This is a genomic window from Streptomyces sp. NPDC025784 (genome assembly GCF_055558435.1).
The window spans coordinates 579,362-595,718 of sequence record NZ_JBVHMN010000001.1 but is presented as its reverse complement, the minus strand read 5'-3'; the positions used below and the strand labels follow the sequence as shown (position 1 = coordinate 595,718).

13 protein-coding genes are annotated in these 16,357 nt (G+C 71.6%); 10 read left to right on the top strand and 3 right to left on the bottom strand.

Annotation, left to right across the window (positions count from 1 at the left end):
• The first annotated feature begins 4 nt into the window (after positions 1-4).
• The 9 genes from ACZ4IF_RS02655 (at position 5) to arfA (ending at position 8,576) form a co-directional block, all read left to right on the top strand.
• Positions 5-157 carry a hypothetical protein gene (locus tag ACZ4IF_RS02655; protein WP_467558891.1) on the top strand — a complete coding sequence of 51 codons (153 nt, stop codon included), beginning with the start codon at positions 5-7 and terminating at the stop codon, positions 155-157.
• Between the two features lie 2 nt (positions 158-159).
• The gene (locus ACZ4IF_RS02650) at positions 160-1,443 is read left to right on the top strand and encodes a PucR family transcriptional regulator (protein WP_467558889.1); all 1,284 of its coding nucleotides are present in this window, start codon (positions 160-162) and stop codon (positions 1,441-1,443) included.
• A 382-nt stretch (positions 1,444-1,825) separates the two neighbouring features.
• Positions 1,826-2,599, top strand: coding sequence for an IclR family transcriptional regulator (locus ACZ4IF_RS02645; protein ID WP_467558887.1), 774 nt, complete (start codon positions 1,826-1,828; stop codon positions 2,597-2,599).
• Positions 2,596-3,447 (top strand): SMP-30/gluconolactonase/LRE family protein, encoded by an 852-nt coding sequence (locus ACZ4IF_RS02640; RefSeq protein WP_467558885.1) that lies wholly within the window; start codon positions 2,596-2,598, stop codon positions 3,445-3,447. The genes ACZ4IF_RS02645 and ACZ4IF_RS02640 overlap by 4 nt, the downstream gene beginning before the upstream one ends.
• A gap of 84 nt (positions 3,448-3,531) precedes the next feature.
• Entirely contained in the window at positions 3,532-3,678 is a 147-nt protein-coding gene (locus tag ACZ4IF_RS02635) for a hypothetical protein (RefSeq protein ID WP_467558883.1), read from the top strand.
• Between the two features lie 209 nt (positions 3,679-3,887).
• Positions 3,888-5,237 carry an extracellular solute-binding protein gene (locus ACZ4IF_RS02630; RefSeq protein WP_467558881.1) on the top strand — a complete coding sequence of 450 codons (1,350 nt, stop codon included), beginning with the start codon at positions 3,888-3,890 and terminating at the stop codon, positions 5,235-5,237.
• Positions 5,234-6,175 (top strand): carbohydrate ABC transporter permease, encoded by a 942-nt coding sequence (locus ACZ4IF_RS02625; protein ID WP_095934086.1) that lies wholly within the window; start codon positions 5,234-5,236, stop codon positions 6,173-6,175. The genes ACZ4IF_RS02630 and ACZ4IF_RS02625 overlap by 4 nt, the downstream gene beginning before the upstream one ends.
• Positions 6,172-7,035, top strand: a complete 864-nt coding sequence (locus ACZ4IF_RS02620) for a carbohydrate ABC transporter permease (protein WP_359487668.1) — start codon at positions 6,172-6,174, stop codon at positions 7,033-7,035. The genes ACZ4IF_RS02625 and ACZ4IF_RS02620 overlap by 4 nt, the downstream gene beginning before the upstream one ends.
• A gap of 35 nt (positions 7,036-7,070) precedes the next feature.
• Entirely contained in the window at positions 7,071-8,576 is a 1,506-nt protein-coding gene (gene arfA, locus ACZ4IF_RS02615) for an arabinosylfuranosidase ArfA (protein WP_467558878.1), read from the top strand.
• Positions 8,577-8,622: 46 nt separating this feature from the next.
• On the opposite strand, the gene ACZ4IF_RS02610 is transcribed toward arfA, so the two are convergent.
• Positions 8,623-11,607, bottom strand: coding sequence for a beta-galactosidase (locus ACZ4IF_RS02610; protein WP_467558876.1), 2,985 nt, complete (start codon positions 11,605-11,607; stop codon positions 8,623-8,625).
• Positions 11,608-12,392: 785 nt separating this feature from the next.
• Here ACZ4IF_RS02610 and ACZ4IF_RS02605 point away from each other — a divergent pair.
• Positions 12,393-13,196, top strand: coding sequence for a sulfite exporter TauE/SafE family protein (locus ACZ4IF_RS02605; RefSeq protein ID WP_467558874.1), 804 nt, complete (start codon positions 12,393-12,395; stop codon positions 13,194-13,196).
• Between the two features lie 73 nt (positions 13,197-13,269).
• On the opposite strand, the gene ACZ4IF_RS02600 is transcribed toward ACZ4IF_RS02605, so the two are convergent.
• Positions 13,270-14,979, bottom strand: coding sequence for a pyridoxal phosphate-dependent aminotransferase (locus tag ACZ4IF_RS02600; protein ID WP_467558872.1), 1,710 nt, complete (start codon positions 14,977-14,979; stop codon positions 13,270-13,272).
• A 161-nt stretch (positions 14,980-15,140) separates the two neighbouring features.
• The gene (locus ACZ4IF_RS02595) at positions 15,141-16,295 is read right to left on the bottom strand and encodes an aldose epimerase family protein (RefSeq protein ID WP_467558870.1); all 1,155 of its coding nucleotides are present in this window, start codon (positions 16,293-16,295) and stop codon (positions 15,141-15,143) included.
• Positions 16,296-16,357: the final 62 nt, after the last annotated feature.

Genomic DNA, 16,357 nt, shown 5'->3' with positions numbered 1-16,357 from the left:
TGCGATGTCCAGACTGCTCGCCGCCGCGCTGACCGTCGTCGCCGCCGCCCTGCTGGCGGTGGGTGCCGCGCTCGGGGTCGTCGCGCTGCTCGACGCGACGCCCGACCAGCCCAACACCCCGTTGATCACCTATGAGCACGCCGGCCAGGAGCGCTGACCGTGCCGGCCCCCAGGGGCGCGCCGGAGGCGGAGCGCGTGGTGCAGATCCGCCCGGGAACCCTCACCGTGCGCTCGGCGTGGCGTGACGTTCCCCGGCTCCAGGTGCGCCGGTTCGCCGCGATCGCCATGGCCGAGGCACCCGCGCTCGCCGAGGAGATCCTGCGCGAGATCCGCCGTGAGTACCCTCATCTGCCGCTCGTGCTGGACGACTCCGGCGAGCCGATGGCCCTCGTCGGCATCCGGCGTGCCATCGAGGTCTTCGTGCAGCAACTGGAGGCGACCGAGGGCAGACCGCGCGTTCCCCCGGAGGTGTTCCAGGAGTTCGGCCGGGGCGAGGGCCTGCACGGCCGCAGTCTCGACTCGCTCCAGGCGATCTACCGGCTGGGGGTCAGGCTCGCCTGGCGGCGGTTCGCCGAGATCGGGCAGCGCGTCGACATCCCGCCACCGGCGATGTACGAGCTCGTCGACGCGGGATACGAGTACCTGGACGGCCTGGTGGACCAGTCCGTACGGGGCTATGCCGAGGCCGCGGCGCGGCAGGCGGGGGAGCGGCTGCGCCTCCAGCGGCGCCTGATGGAGCTGCTGTTCTCCGAGCACCACCACCGGGGCGACCCGGCCGACGCGCTCGTCGAACGTGCGGCCCGTGTCGGCTGGCCCCTGCCCGACCGGGTCGCCGTGGGCGTGCTGCTGCGTCCGGCCAGGGAGGCCGTCGCGCCCGCCGTGGGGCAGGGCGTGCTGCTCGACATGGAGTACGAGCAGCCCCGCATGGTGGTGCCCGAGCCGGACGCCGCCGGCCGGCCGGAGCTGCTGGACCGGGCGCTGACCGGCTGGGCCGGCGCGATCGGGCCGCCGGTGCCGCTGGCCGAGGCGGCGAAGTCGCTGCGCTGGGCGGAGGCCGCCGTACGGCTCATGGAGCGGGGACTGCTGCCCGCCGGAGAGGTTCTGCACTGCACGGAGCACACCGAGGCGCTGGTCCTGCTCCAGCCCGAGGAGCTCATCGACGATCTGGCGCTTCGGTGCCTCGCCCCGCTGGAGCATTGCGGGCCCACCCACGGTCGTCGTCTCGCCGAGACGCTGCTGGCCTGGCTGGAGACCCGTGGCGGAGCCCCGGAGGTCGCCGCCCGCCTCGGCGTCCACCCGCAGACGGTCCGCTACCGCCTGCGCCAGATCAGGGAACTGTGGGGCGACGAGATCGACGACCCGGACCGGCGCTTCGAGCTGGAGCTGGTGCTGCGGGCCAAACGCCTGCGCGGCGAACTCGGTGACCCCCGAGCCCGCCGCTAGGTGTATCGACCTGAAGGGTCGCTCACGCGGCTGACGGATGAGTGGCCGTGGAGTGCGGTGCGGCGGTGGTGGCGGTTGTAGGTGTGCGGGAAGTCTGCCGGAGCGGCGGTGCGTTCGTCGTCCGCGCAGGGATGCCGGCAGTCCGGTTCGTCGAGCGGCGTGCGGCCGAGCGGACGCCTTGCAGAGGGCGGGTGACGGGCCGGCCGATCATGCCGCGTGCCGTCGTCCGGCCGGCGTCCGTGTCGTACCGCCGCACCGGTCATGGCCCGGCATCGGTGTCGTACCACCGCACCGGCCATTGCCCGGTCAAGCCCACTGTGACTAGCCTGTGTTCGTCATGCCGATCGTCTGTTGAAATTTCGAACATAGGGAGGGGCCGGTTGTGGGACGCCTCGTACCTGCCGTGACCCGGGCTCTGGACATACTGGAGCTCTTCCTCGACGGGGACGGGACTCTTTCCGCCCCCGACATCGTGCGCAAACTACAACTGCCCCGTACCACCGTGCACGAGCTCGTCACCACGCTTGCCGCGCGTTCGTACATCGTCCAGGTGCCCGGGCAGCCGGGACGCTATCGGCTCGGTGTGCGCCCGTACCAGCTCGGCAGCCGCTACGCCGAGCAGCTCGACCTGGCCGCCGAGGGGCAGCAGGTGGCCCGCTCCGTCGCCGAGACCTGCGACGAGACCGTGCACGTGGCCATCCTCGAAGGCACCGACGTCATCTACATCGCGAAGGTCGACTCCACGCACGCCGTGCGCATGGTGTCCGCGGCCGGCCGCCGGCTGCCCGCGCACTGCACCTCCGTGGGCAAGATGCTGCTCGCCGCGCTCTCCGAGCCGGAGCTGACCTCGCGCATTCCCGACGACGCCGAACTCGTCGCGATGACGCCCAACAGCATCACCGAGCCCGCCGCCCTGCGCGCGGCCCTCGCCGAGATCCGCCGGCGCGGCATCGCGGTGGAGAGCCGCGAGTCCAACCCGGATGTCAGCTGCGTCGCCGCCCCCGTCCGCGACCGCACGGGACAGGTCGTCGCCGCGCTCTCCATCTCCGTGCCGATGATCCGCTGGAGCGACGAGCGCCGCGGCGAGCTGGAGCAGCTCGCCGCGAAGGGCGCCGCCGAGCTGTCCGAGCGGCTCGGTCACCGGAGCATCGGATGAGCGCCGCCGAGGTCGCGGTCCGCGCGGAAGCCGCCCTGGGCGAGGGTCCCACCTGGGACCCGGCCGCCCAGCGGCTCGTCTGGGTCGACATCCTCGGGTCCCGGGTGCACACCTACGCTCCGGCCTCCGGGCGCCGCACGGTCATGACCACCGAGCAGCACGTGGGCGCGGCCAAGCCGCGGGCCGGCGGCGGTCTGGTCGTCAACCTCCGTGACGGCGTCGGGCTCTACGGCCCGCCCGGCTCGGGGGAGGCCTTCCGCTGGCTGCACCGGGAGCCCGTCCCCGGACGTCGCGCGAACGACGCGGCGGTCGCTCCCGACGGCTCGCTGTGGTTCGGCACCATGCGCTACGACGAGGCGCCGCGCGGCGGCACACTGTCCAGGATCACCCCGGACGGTACCGTGCGCACGGTCCTCGACGACGTCGCCGTCAGCAACGGCACGGGCTGGAGCCCGGACGGCCGGCTGATGTACTACATCGACTCCCCGACCCGGCGCATCGACGTCTTCGACGTGGACGCGGACGGAATGCCGCACGACAGGCGGCAGTTGGCGGCCGTCGAGGACGGCTTCCCCGACGGCCTCACCGTCGACGCGGAGGGCTGCGTCTGGGTGGCCCTCTGGGACGGCGGGGCGGTCCACCGCTACGCCCCCGACGGGTCCCTCGACCGGGTGATCGACCTGCCCGTCCGCCGCCCCACCGCCTGCGCGTTCGGCGGCCCCGGCCTGACCGACCTCTACATCACCACGGCCCGCACGGGCCTGGACGCCCCGCACCCGCTCTCCGGCTCGGTGCTCGTCGTCCCCGGCGCCGGAAAGGGGCTGGCGCAGGCACCTTTCGCACGCTGACGCACCGTTCCGCGCCCCCGGGTGGCAGGCAGTGAGACCTGACGATCTCGCGGTCTGCTGATCGGTCGGGGAGCCCGGGCGACGGTGGAGCAGGCGCGGCAGGAGTACGTCCAGGTCTCCGACACCGAGGTCACCTCGGTGTCGGAGACCTGCTGCTTCCAGCTCGTCCGGGCCGTCGGCGTCGCCCGGGTCCGTGCCCTGAGACGTCGTTCGTCGAGTCCGGTCTGCTGAAGCCCGGCAGTGCTTTCTGACGTTCCCTCCCGGATCCTCCGACGTCCTGTCTGACCCCCTGACGTCCGGCCGGACCCAGCCCCGGCCTGCCGAGTCTCTCTCCCGTCACCCGAGTTCTGCGCAAACCATTGACGCGAAAGCGCTTCCTATCTACGGTCCCGTTCGAAGTTGCGATCGCTTATCGAAATCTCGAACAGTAGGGGCGGGGTATGGGACGACCTGGCCTGAATCGCAGGCAAATCCTGGCCGGAGCAAGTGGACTGGCCGTGGCGGGCAGCCTCGGCTTCGCCGCGCTCGGCACCGGCGCGGACGCGCTCGCGTCGGGAGCGGACACCCGGGTGCGCTACTGGAACCTCTTCAGTGGCGGCGACGGGTACAACATGATCGCGATGCTGGACGCCTTCCGTAAGGCCAATCCCGGCATCGACGTGAAGGATTCGACCCTCCAGTGGGGCAATCCCTTCTACACCAAGCTCGCCATGGCGGCCGCGGGCAATCGCGCACCCGACCTCGGCGTCATGCACATGGGCCGGGTCACCGGGTTCTCGCCCGGCCGCCTCCTGGACCCCTGGGACGTGGACCTGCTCGCCGAGTACGGCGTGCGGCAGGCGGACTTCAACCCCGCGCTGTGGAACCGCGGCGTCATCGACGGCAAGCTCTACGCCCTTCCGCTCGACGTCCACGTCCAGCTCTGCTTCTACCGCAAGGACGTGTTGAAGAAGGCGGACCTGCTCGGCGACGACGGCAGGATCGTGCCGGTCACGTCCACCGAGGAGTGGTTCGACGTCCTGAAGAAGGCGAGGAAGGTCACGAAGAAGGGCCTGCAGACCATCGGCCTGTGGACCAACGACCAGAACTTCCAGTGGTGGTTCTTCGTCGCCTTCTACACCCAGCTCGGCGGCGAGTGGTTCGACGACGCCCGCACCGAGGTCCTCTTCGACGTCGACAAGGCCACCCAGGTCCTGGAGTTCCTCCGGCAGCACGTCACCGACGGCTACGTCATCCCCGGTGCCCCCACCGGCGAGCAGTTCATCAACGGCGCCCCCTTCACCTGGGAGGGCAACTGGTCCGTGCCGGTCTTCTCCGGCGCGAAGCTCGATTACGGCGCGACCCCGCTGCCGCCCGTCTTCGGCAGGCAGGCCACCCACGCCGAGTCGCACGCCTTCGTCCTGCCGCACCAGGCGGGCCGCGGCGGCGCCGCCGACAAGGGCGCGCACAGGCTCGCCGCCTACGTGGTCAAGCACGCCCTCCAGTGGGCGGCCGGCGGTCACATCCCCGCGTACACGCCGACGCTCTCCACGGATGCGTACCGGAAGCTCACCCCGCAGAACGAGTACGTGAGCGCCATGGACCACCAGGCCAACGAGCCGAAGGTGTGGTTCGCCGGCTCCACCGGCGTCCTCGCGCAGGACCTCGGCCCGATCGTCGTCTCCTCGACGATGGGCTCCGCCGAGCCGGCCGCCGCCGCGCGGCGGATGAGGAACGACCTCACCGGGCTTCTCGCCTCGAAGAACCCGATGGACGGCAGGACCGCCGCGCAGGGAGGTGCGGTCGCATGACCACGACCAGTGCCGAGACCGTCGTCGCACCGGCGCGCGCGAAGACCGCCGCGGCCGGCGCCACCGTCCGCCGCAACCAGGGCCTCCAGCACGGCGGCTGGTTCGTCGCCCCGTTCCTCGTCCTGTTCACGCTCTTCGTGATCTGGCCGCTGCTGCGCGGCGTCTATCTCAGCTTCACGGACGCCAACATCTCCGGCGAGGGCGCGAGCTTCGTCGGCCTCGACAACTACCGCGAGGCCCTGGGCGACTCGGCGATGTGGGACGCGCTCGGCCACAGCGCGTACTTCACGCTCCTCGTCGTGCCGTGCATCACCGTGCTCGCCTTCCTGCTCGCGATGCTGGCGCACAACATCGAGCGCGGCAAGTGGCTGTGGCGGCTCTGCTTCTTCGCACCGTTCCTGCTGCCGTCGACCGTCGCGGGCAATCTGTTCCAGTGGCTGTTCACCCAGGGCATCGGCATGTTCAACCACGTCCTCGGGACCGACACGCCCTGGCTGACCGACAAGTCGTACGCGATGCTCGCCATCGTCATCGAGACCCTGTGGTGGACGGTCGGCTTCAGCTTCCTGCTCTACCTCGCCGCGCTCCAGGGCATCCCCGACCACCTGTACGAGGCCGCCAAGCTGGACGGTGCGGGCGCCTGGCACCGCATGGTCCACATCACGCTGCCGATGCTGCGCCACATCACCGGCCTGGTGATCGCGCTCCAGGTCCTCGCCTCGCTCCAGCTCTTCGACCAGGCCGTCGTGATGATGGACTTCGGGCCGGGACCGGAGCTCAGCACCAGGTCGTTCGTGCAGTACACCCTCGAACAGGGCTTCACCAGCTACCGCGTGGGCTACGCCTCGGCGATGTCCATCATCTTCTTCGTGATCATCGCAGTCGTCGCCCTGGCGCGGATGTGGCTGCTGCGCAACCGTGAGGAGGGCGGCCGATGACCACCGCCGCGACGACCGTGACCACCAAGTCCCGCAAGCCCTGGACGCCCGGCCAGATCGTTCTCACACTGATCGGCGTCGCCGTCTCCGCCGTCTTCGTGGCGCCGATCGCCGCGGCGCTGTTCACCTCGCTCAAGTCCGAGGCGGAAGCGGCCGAGATCCCGCCGCACTGGCTGCCGGAGGTCTGGACGGGCCAGGCGTGGAAGGCCCTCTTCGAGACCGGCAACATCACCGACTGGTTCGTCAACTCGCTGGTCGTGTCCGTCCTCGTGACCGCCGTCGTGCTGACGGTCGCCGCGCTCGCCGGATACGGCTTCGCCCGCACCGAGTTCCGCGGCAAGGGCGTCCTGATGGGCGTCGTGATGAGCGGCCTGATGATCTCCCCGGCCGTCCTCGGCGTCCCCCTGTTCACCACCGTCCAGCAGATGGGGATGGTCGACACCTACTGGGGCATGATCCTCCCGCAGTGCGCGCCGGCCGCGATGGTCTACATCCTCTACAAGTTCTTCCAGGGCGTCCCCCGCGAACTGGAGGAGGCCGCGTTCATCGACGGCGCCGGCCGCTGGCGGGTCTTCTTCACCATCGTGGTCCCACTTGCCCGGCCCTCGCTGTCCGCCGTCGGGATCTTCACCTTCATCGCCTCGTGGAACAACTTCCTGTGGCCGTACATGGTGACCAACAACCCCGACCTGATGACCATGCCGAACGGCATCGCGACGGTCATGAACTCCTACGGCATCCAGTGGGCCCAGCTGATGGCCGGGGGCCTGATGGCCGGCCTCCCGCTCATCGTCGTCTTCGTCTTCTTCCAGCGCCAGATCGTCGCCGGTGTCGCCCACACCGGCCTCGCCGGCCAGTGAGACCCCACCGCTCGTCAGCTCTCCGGAAGGAAGCCATGCCCCGCACCGCCCGCTTCGCCCTCGACCCCGCCTTCACCGTCGGCGCGGTCGACCCCCGGCTGTTCGGCTCGTTCGTCGAGCATCTCGGCCGCTGCGTCTACACCGGCATATTCGAGCCCGGCCACCCCTCGGCCGACGAGGCGGGGCTGCGCACGGACGTGCTGGAGCTCGTCCGTGAACTCGGCGTCACCGCGGTCCGCTACCCCGGCGGCAACTTCGTCTCCGGCTACAACTGGGAGGACTCGGTGGGACCGGTCGAGGAGCGGCCCCGCCGCCTCGACCTCGCCTGGCGCTCCACCGAGACCAACCGCTTCGGGCTCGGCGAGTACATCGCCTTCCTGAAGAAGATCGGCCCGCAGGCCCAGCCGATGATGGCGGTCAACCTCGGCACACGCGGTGTCGCCGAGGCCCTGGCACTCCAGGAGTACGCCAACCACCCCTGTGGCACGGCCCGTTCCGACCTGCGGATCGCGCACGGGGACAAGGACCCGTACGGCATCCGGCTGTGGTGCCTCGGCAACGAGATGGACGGACCCTGGCAGACCGGCCACAAGACCGCCGAGGAGTACGGCCGTCTGGCGGCCGAGACCGCCCGCGCGATGCGGCAGATCGAACCGGACCTGGAACTCGTCGCGTGCGGCTCCTCCGGACAGGGCATGGAGACCTTCGCCGCGTGGGAGGCGACGGTGCTGGAGCACACCTACGACCTCGTCGACCACATCTCCCTGCACGCCTACTACGAGGAGACCGACGGCGACCGGGACTCCTTCCTCGCCTCCGCCGTCGACACCGAGTCCTTCATCGAGAACGTCGTGGCGACCTGCGACCACGTCGGGGCCCGGCTGAAGTCCGCCAAGAAGATCAACCTCTCCTTCGACGAGTGGAACGTCTGGTACCAGAGCCGTCCCAACCCGCACCCCGTCGAGGACTGGCAGGAGGCACCGCGCATCCTGGAGGACGTCTACTCCGTCACGGACGCCGTCGTCTTCGGCTCCCTGCTCATCGCACTGCTGCGGCACGCGGACCGGGTGACCGTCGCCTGTCTCGCCCAGCTCGTCAACGTCATCGCGCCGATCATGACGGAGCCGGGCGGGCCGGCCTGGCGGCAGACGACGTTCTTCCCGTTCGCGCAGGCGTCGAAGCACGGGCGCGGCGAGGTCCTCGACGTGCGGGTGGACTCGCCGACGTACCGGACGAAGAAGTACGGCGAGGTGGACCTGCTGCACGCCACCGCCGTGCGCGCCGAGGACGGCTCGGTCACCGTGTTCGCCGTCAACCGCGACCGGACCGCGCCGCTGCCGCTCGAAGTCGCCCTGAGCCGGCTGGACCTGACGACGGTCGTCGAGCACACCGCGCTGTCCGACGCCGACCCCGACGCCGTCAACACCGCCGACGACCAGGAGCGGGTCACCCCGCACCCGGTCGACGGGGCGGCGCTCCGGGACGGCACGCTGACCGCCGTCCTGGAACCGCTGTCGTGGAACGTGATCCGGCTGCGCTAGGCCCTGTCCGACCATTCCCGCCGGCCCGGCCTGCGCGGTCGGGGGATCACCGCCGGGCGCCTCGCCTCGCGGGGCCGGGGGAGTCCACCGGGGCCACCGGCACTCCTCCGGCCGCGCTGCCGAGCAGCGTCAGCCGCACCTGGCCCGGCCCGGCGGGTGTGGTCCCGTCGGACAGGACGGCCAGGGCCAGCGTGTTGCTCCCCCGGGTGCGCAGCAGCCCGTTCGGCAGGACGAAGGTGTGCTGGGGGCCCACGTCGTTGATGTACTGGCCCATGTTCCAGCCGTTCAGGAAGATCTGCACCCGGTAGGCGCGGGCCGGGTCGTCGGTGAGGGTGAGCCCGATCGACGCGTCCACGCCCGTGTCGACGGCGAGCCGGAAGTCGGAGCGGTACCAGACGACGCCCTGGCGCCGTTCGGCCCGCGGGAGATCGACGACCTTCCAGCCGCGGTCCGCGAAGCCGGGCAGGTGCCAGCCGCGGCGCTCCCCGTGGAGGCCACCGTTGTTGAGCGGGCCGCGCACCTTGTCGGGCGCGCCCCCGCCCCGGATCCGCCAGGTGAGCGCCGGAGAGGCACCGGCGAAGGTCACGGCGGTCAGCCCGCGGGCCACCTTGTGGGTGTCGCGGGCCGCGCCGTCCTCGTCGTGCTGCATACGGCGGACCAGGACGGACAGCACGTGCGGGCCGCGCGTCCCGGGCTCGACGGGGAAGGTGGCGGTGGCCTCCCAGGTGCCCTGCCGGACCGTCTTCTTGTCCGGCACCGGCATGCGGTGGGTGCCCAGCGGCTCGCCGTCCAGCCAGGCCATCAGCAGCCCCTGCGCGCCCGTGACGTACGACAGGGAGACGGACTCCGCGTCCTTCGCGGACGCGAAGTGCCCCCGGTACCAGACGTCTCCGTAGTGGAAGCCGTAGTCGTCCGCGAACAGCACGGGCTGCCCGGCGGGGACCGGGGTGACGCTGAACGAGGACTTCTTGTCGGCCGTCCTCCACGACGAGTCGTCGAAGCCGGCCGCGGACTCCGGATTCTCCTCGGCCCGGCGCCAGTCGGTGAGCGCGGGCAGCGGTACGGCGGGCACGCCGGGCAGTTGCTGCACGGCCCGCAGACTGCCGGACTGCGTGGCCCGCGTCTTCACCGTGTCCTGGTTCCAGACGACCTCGGTCGTCCCGCGCGGACCCCACACCTCCAGGTCCGCCGACTCGACGGTGTCGCCGGTGAGATGGACGGCGGTACCGCGCAGGGCGGCCGAGCGCAGCAGTGCGGGCCCGTGCACCAGCACAGGTCCGGACGGGGTGTCGTACCGCCACAGCCGCCCCGAGGTCGTGTCATCGGCGAGCAGCAGCAGGAGGGGCGCCGCGGTTCCGCCGCCTTCCACGAGGACCCGGGTGAGCCCGTCGAGGGGGGCGTCCACGCGGAGCACGCCGTCCGCGTACTCGTGTCCGGCGTTGCCCTCCAGCACGGTGACCGTCGGCTCGCTCGCGCACTCGATCGCGGTCTGCGTCGGCTCGCCCGCCCGGCCGGTGAACACGGCGATGTCCTGGCGTCCGGCGGTGAGCCACAGCATCGGCTGGGCGCTGGAGTGGCGCAGGGTGCGCCGTCCGAGGGAGATCCCGGTGGCGACGAGGCGCGCGTCGAGCCCGGGCACCGGCACGGGCACCGTCGATCCGGCGAGCGGCACCTGGACGACGGCGTCGGAGGACGCGTCGTTGCGCAGCACCAGGAAACGCGCCCCCGTGTCGGGGTTGACCAGCGGATACACCTTGACCGCCGGGTCGTCGCCGACCGTGACGTCCGGCGCCCGGTCCAGTTTGGCGAGGTCGGGCACGCAGTGCAGGAGCTGGCCGATCTGGTGCATCGGGATCAGCTTCTCGGTGGGCCGGCGGGCCTCGTCCAGGGCGGCCCCGTAGTCGTACGAGGTGTAGACGATGGGTGCGGGCAGCCAGCCCCAGGACGTGCCACCGAACGTCATGTAGACGTTGTGGATCGTGATGCCGTTGGCGAGGTTGGTGAGGTAGAAGCGGCGCTCGTACGCGGCGTCCCGGGTCCGGCGCGATTCGGCGTAGCCCTTCCCTTCGAACTCCGCCCCGCCCCACGGGTCGAACCAGCCGCCGCCGAACTCGGCCATGAAGCCCGGGGTCTCGGGGCTCGCCGTCGAGCCGCCCTTGGCGCCGCCGATGCCGAAGCAGCCCCAGTCGGGCGGCTGGCCGGCGGGCGAGGGATAGCCGTCGAAGGCGTACAGGTAACGGCCGGTCTCGCCGGCCGTGTCGAAGGTGCCGGGCGCCCAGTGGCCGTTCCTGCCCTTGTCGTTGTGGAACAGCGGCACGTCGATGCCGTCGGCGCGGACCTTGGCGTACAGATGGGTCATGTAGTCGCGGCCGAGGGGGCTCGTGACGTTGTTCGCGTACTCGTTCTCCAGCTGGTAGAGGACGACGGTGCCGCCGCCGTGGGTGTAGAGGTGCCGCACGGCGATCCGGTCGACGGCGGTCAGCCACTCGTCGACGTACTTCAGGTACGTCGGGTCGGAGGTGCGGGCCGTGCCCGGGGTGACGGTCAGCCAGCCGGGGAAGCCGCCCGCGTCGACCTCGGCGTTGATGTAGGGGCCGGGGCGCAGGATGACGTACAGGCCGGTCTCGGCGGCCGTCCGCAGGAACAGGTCGAGGTCGCGGACCCCGGTGAAGTCGTACGACCCCGGGGCGGCGGAGTGGTAGTTCCACGACACGTAGATGCTGATCGTGTTGTAGCCGTGGGCGCGCAGCTTCTCCAGGACGTCCCGCCACAGGGACGGGCTGGGCAGCCGGAAGGGGTGCACCTCGCCCGACCACAGCACCAGTCGCCTGCCGTCGACGAGCATCGAGTACCGGTCGAAGCCGACGGTGTGCGTCCTGCCGTCGGCCGCGGGCGGGCCCGGAGCGGGACCCGTGGGAGCGAGGAGCGCCCTTCCGGCGGCGGACGCCTCACTGCTCACGCTGCCGCTCAGGGAGAAGCCGAGCGCGGCCGAGCCGGCGAATGCGCTGAAGGTACGTCTGCTCAACACCATGCGGGTCCTCCCGGGGACGGCGATGGGTATCCCCCTGTCCTGACTTGCCCGATCCTGTCCGGGCGTGGCCGAGGCCGTGGGGGAGGGTGCGGCCATTGTCCACAGCGGTGCGTCCCACACTGGTCATATGAGGATCCCGGCGTGGGCGGATTACGCGGTACGGGCGGTACCGGTGCCCGCCGTGCGGCGGGACGGCGGGCGGTGACGGGTGCGGGCCGCTCTCGTCCCGCACGCCTCCGCGCACCCCCGCACGCGTGTGCACCGCCGGCATCCAGGCGGCGGCGTGCGGGCGCCTTCCGGTGGGTGGGTCGGGGCCGTGCCGGTGATCCGCCCGTTGCAGCCCTTGGGTGGTCCGGTGTGTCGGTGCGGTGGGGTCGTGTTGCCGTCCGCAACGGGCATGTGATGCACCGGCACGGCCGCTTCTGCGGGGGAGGCGGCTGCGGGTGTGAGTGGGGCTGGGGGCCGGCCGTCGGCCCGTCCGGCCGTGGCTCCCGTCGGGTCCGGCGGGGATCCCACCCCGGCCCGTCCCGCCTTGAGGGCAGAGAGCCACCCTTCAGCCCGTCCGGCGTTCGAGGACGGGGCCGTTCAGGGCGATCCGGCCCACCCCGGAGGTGTCGTTGTAGGGGGTGGGGCGGTCCGGCGTACGCAACCTGTGAGCCGTCCTCATCGTGCACTCAGGCTGTCCTCAGACCGGCGTCCTAGCCCCGCCTCCCGATCATCCCCACCCGGCCGGTGGGCATCCGGGGTTCCGGGCCCGGCGGTCCGGAACGACGACGGGACGCACCATGGGCACCAACCCCGCCGCGGCGTCCGCCACGGTCCACCTCGCGGAGATCGGCACCACTCTGATGTCCGGTGCCGCGCACTGGCGCTTCGGCAACGTGGACTGGAAGGTCGTCGCCCGGATCGGTGTGCCGGGCGCCGTCGGTGCCTTCCTCGGCGCGACGGTCCTGTCGAAGCTCTCGACCGAGGTCGCGGAGCCCGCGATGTCCCTGATCCTGCTGGCCCTCGGCGTGTACGTGATGTCCCGCTTCACCTTTCGCGGGCTGCCCGAGGGCCGGTCGGACGAGCCGCTGCGGAAGCGGTTCCTCGCGCCGCTCGGGCTCGTCGCCGGATTCCTGGACGCCACCGGGGGCGGCGGCTGGGGTCCCGTCGGCACGCCCGCCCTGCTGGCCGGCGGCCGGATGGAGCCCCGCAAGGTGATCGGTTCGGTCGACACCAGCGAGTTCCTGGTCGCGATCGCCGCGAGCCTCGGATTCCTCTTCTCGCTCGGCTCGCAGGGACTGGCCTGGGCCTGGGTGCCGGCCTTCCTGCTCGGCGGTCTGGTCGCCGCGCCGGTCGCCGCCTGGCTGGTCCGGCTGGTGCCGCCCCGCGTGCTGGGTTCCGCGGTGGGCGGCGTCATCGTCGTCACCAACGTCCGCACGCTGCTCGCGAGCGAGTGGGCCGGTGTGCCGGACGCCCTCGTCACCCCGGTCCACGTCGCGCTGTTCGTGCTGTGGGCCGCCGCCCTCGGCCACGCGGTGCGCGCCCACCGCAGGGAGCGTGCCGCCGTGCCGCGGGCCGAGGAGCGGGTGCCCGTGGCGGTGTAGCCGCACGCCGTGGCACCGACGGGGATCGGTGCGGGACGGCGCCCGGCCGGACGTGTGTCCCGGGCCTCGGGTGTCAGCCGGCCCGGTTGTAGAGTATGGCGCCCACGGCGGGCCAGCCGGTCGTCTGCGGGGGCTGTGACCGGGGTGGTGGTTCCGGCTGGGTCCGGCCGCGGACCTGAGCCGCCGTCAGCCCGCCCTGCGCGCCGAGGGGGGAGGCCGCCCTGTTCATCCCCGGCATCCCGGTCTGGCCGATGGGCTGGAGCCCCTCGACCGGAGCGGGCATGGCCGGCGCGGGGGCCGGTGCCGGGCTCGCGACGGTGCCGGGCAGCTGTGCGGCGGCGGGCGTCGGCCAGGCCGTCGACTGGGCGGGGAACTGCGGGCCGGGCTGCGCGGCCGGGAAGTTCGCCGCCGCCGCGGGCGCAGGCTGGGGAGCGGGCTGCGGCAGGGGCTGGGGCAGCGGCTGCGGTGCGGGCAGACTCGGGGCGGGCTGGGGAGCGGGCAGGCCGGGCGGCGGCCCGGGCTGGGCGGGGGCCGGCCCCGGCCAGGCGTTCGCCTGTGCGGCCAGCCCCTGTATCCCGCCCCCGTTGGTGGCGCTGACGAGGCGGTCCACCGCCGCCGTGCCCGAGCTGTAGCTGGTCCCTGTGCCCAGCTCGGGCACGGCGGCTCCCCTCCTGGTCCCGTAGAGCACCTGTTCCAGGCCGGACACCAGGCGACGCACGTCCACCTGGGGGCGCACCACGAGTCTCAGGAAGCGGCTGGACGATCCGATCTTGTTCCCGCACTCGCGGACCAGGATCCGGTGCTCGGTGAGCAGCCGGTCCCGGACCACGGTGCCTTCGGCGCCCACGGGCAGGCGCACGAACAGGAAGTTGCCCTGGGACGGGTAGACCGTCAGACCGGGCAGGGCGGAGAGCTGGCGGGCCATGTCGAGCCGGTCGCGGCGGACCATGTGCAGGCTTTCCATGTACTCGGCGCCGTGCTCCTTGAGCATGAACACCACGGTCTCCGCGAAGGAGTTGAGGTTCCACTTGGGCAGCATCGAGCGGATCTTGCCGGCGAGGGCGGGGTTGGCGACGAGATAGCCGAAGCGGATGCCGTGCAGACCGAAGTTCTTGCCGAGGCTGCGCAGCACGATGACGTTGGGCCGCATCACCGCGTCCTCGACCACGCTGGGGTCGGACTCCGCGTCGGCGAACTCCAGGAACGACTCGTCGATGACCACGAGGTCCAGGTCCGCCATGGCGTCCATGAACTGGACGACGGAGTGGCGCGGCAGGAAGCCGCCGTCGGGGTTGTTCGGGTTGCAGAGCACGGCGACCCGGGTGCCGCGGGCGCGGATGAACTCCGCGTAGGCGGCGAGGTCGAGGGCGAATCCGGCGGATTCCTGGAGCGGGAACATGTCGACCCGCTTGCCGGTCTCCATCGGCTGGTCGGTCCAGCGGCCGAAGGTGGGGACGGGGATCGAGAGGGAGTCGCGGACGAGGAGGTGGTCGATCCACGTGATGAGCTCGGTGGAGCCGTTGCCCATCGCGACGCACTGCGGCGGGAGCTGGAGCAGCGAGCACAGTTCGGCGGTGATGGTGTCCGCGCTGCTCGGGTAGTAGGTGATGATCTCGCGCAGCCGGCCCGCCAGTTCGTCGAACATCGCGGGCGTGGGGAAGTACGGGTTGCACGGGATGCAGAAGTCCACCGGGCCGGCGCCGTCACTTTCCCGCGTCAGTGCGGCCATCGACGGGCTGTGCGCCGCGGTGCCGCGAAAGAGCGAGGTGACATTGCCGGCCATGGAACCTCCGTAGGGGGCGGACCGTCGGGGAGAACGGGCCCTCCGTCTTGTGGGTGGCCCGTGCGGGGGAGCACGGGCCGCCCTTCCATACGGATACGGGGGTGGCGCTGTTCAATCGATGTGAAGTCGTGTGGAGATTGTGAACTCGCTGTGAAGTCGGGTCACGACCCGAACGAGTGGACCGTGCTCGTCCGGTACGTCCGGCCGGGCCGCAGCACCGTCGACGGGAACGAGGGCTGGTTCGGTGAGTCCGGGAAGTGCTGGGTCTCCAGGCAGAGCGCGTCGCCCTGCCGGTAGACGTGGCCGCCCGTCCCGACGAGGGTGCCGTCGAGGAAGTTGCCGGAGTAGAACTGCAGGCCCGGCTGGTCGCTGGCGATGCTCAGGGTGCGGCCGGAGGACGGGTCGCGCAGGGTCGCCACGTGCTCGGGCCGCGCCGTGATGCCCTTGTCCAGAACCCAGTTGTGGTCGTAGCCCTTGGCGGTGACCTGCTGCGGGTGCGCGGCCCGGATGTCCCGGCCGATCGCCTTGGCCCTGCGGAAGTCGAAGGGGGTGCCGGAGACCTTCGCCAGCTCACCGGTGGGGATCAGTCCCGAGTCGGTGGGCGTGTAGCGGGAGGCGGCGATCGTGAGCTCGTGGTTCTCGATCGAGCCGCTGCCCTCGCCGGCCAGGTTCCAGTAGACATGGCTGGTCAGGTTGACGACGGTGGCCTTGTCGGTGGTGGCCTCGTAGTCGATGCGCCAGTCGCCGTCCCGGGTGAGGGTGTACGTCACCTTCGTGCGGAGCGTGCCCGGGTAGCCCATCTCCCCGTCGATGCTGACGTAGTACAGGTGCAGGCCCACGTCGGAGCCCTTGGTGAACGGCTCGACGTCCCAGACGTGCTTGTCGAAGCCCTTGGTCCCGCCGTGCAGGCTGTTCACGCCGTCGTTCACGGACAGCTGGTACGCGGTGCCGTCCAGCGTGAACTGCCCCTTGCCGATGCGGTTTCCGTAACGGCCGATCAGGGCGCCGAAGTACGGCGTCTTCGCCACGTAGTCGTCGATGTTGTCGAAGCCGAGGGAGACGTTGGCGTAGTGGCCGTGCCGGTCGGGGAGCTCCAGGCTCTGGACGACACCGCCCCAGCTGAGGACCTTCAGCCGGGTGCCGCCGTTCTCCAGCGACCAGCGGTGGACCTTGGTGCCGTCGGCGAGCTTCCCGAAGAGCTCCTTGACCGGCTTCCTGCCGCCCGGGGCGGCCTCGGCCGAGCCCGTTCCGAGGGTGGTGGCGGCGAGGCCCGCTGCCGCCGCGCCTGCTATGACCGTGCGTCTGTTCAGTTCCATTGTGCGGCTCTCCCTTTTTGTGGCTCGGTTCGCCTCAGGGGTGTCCGTGCGGGGTGCCGACG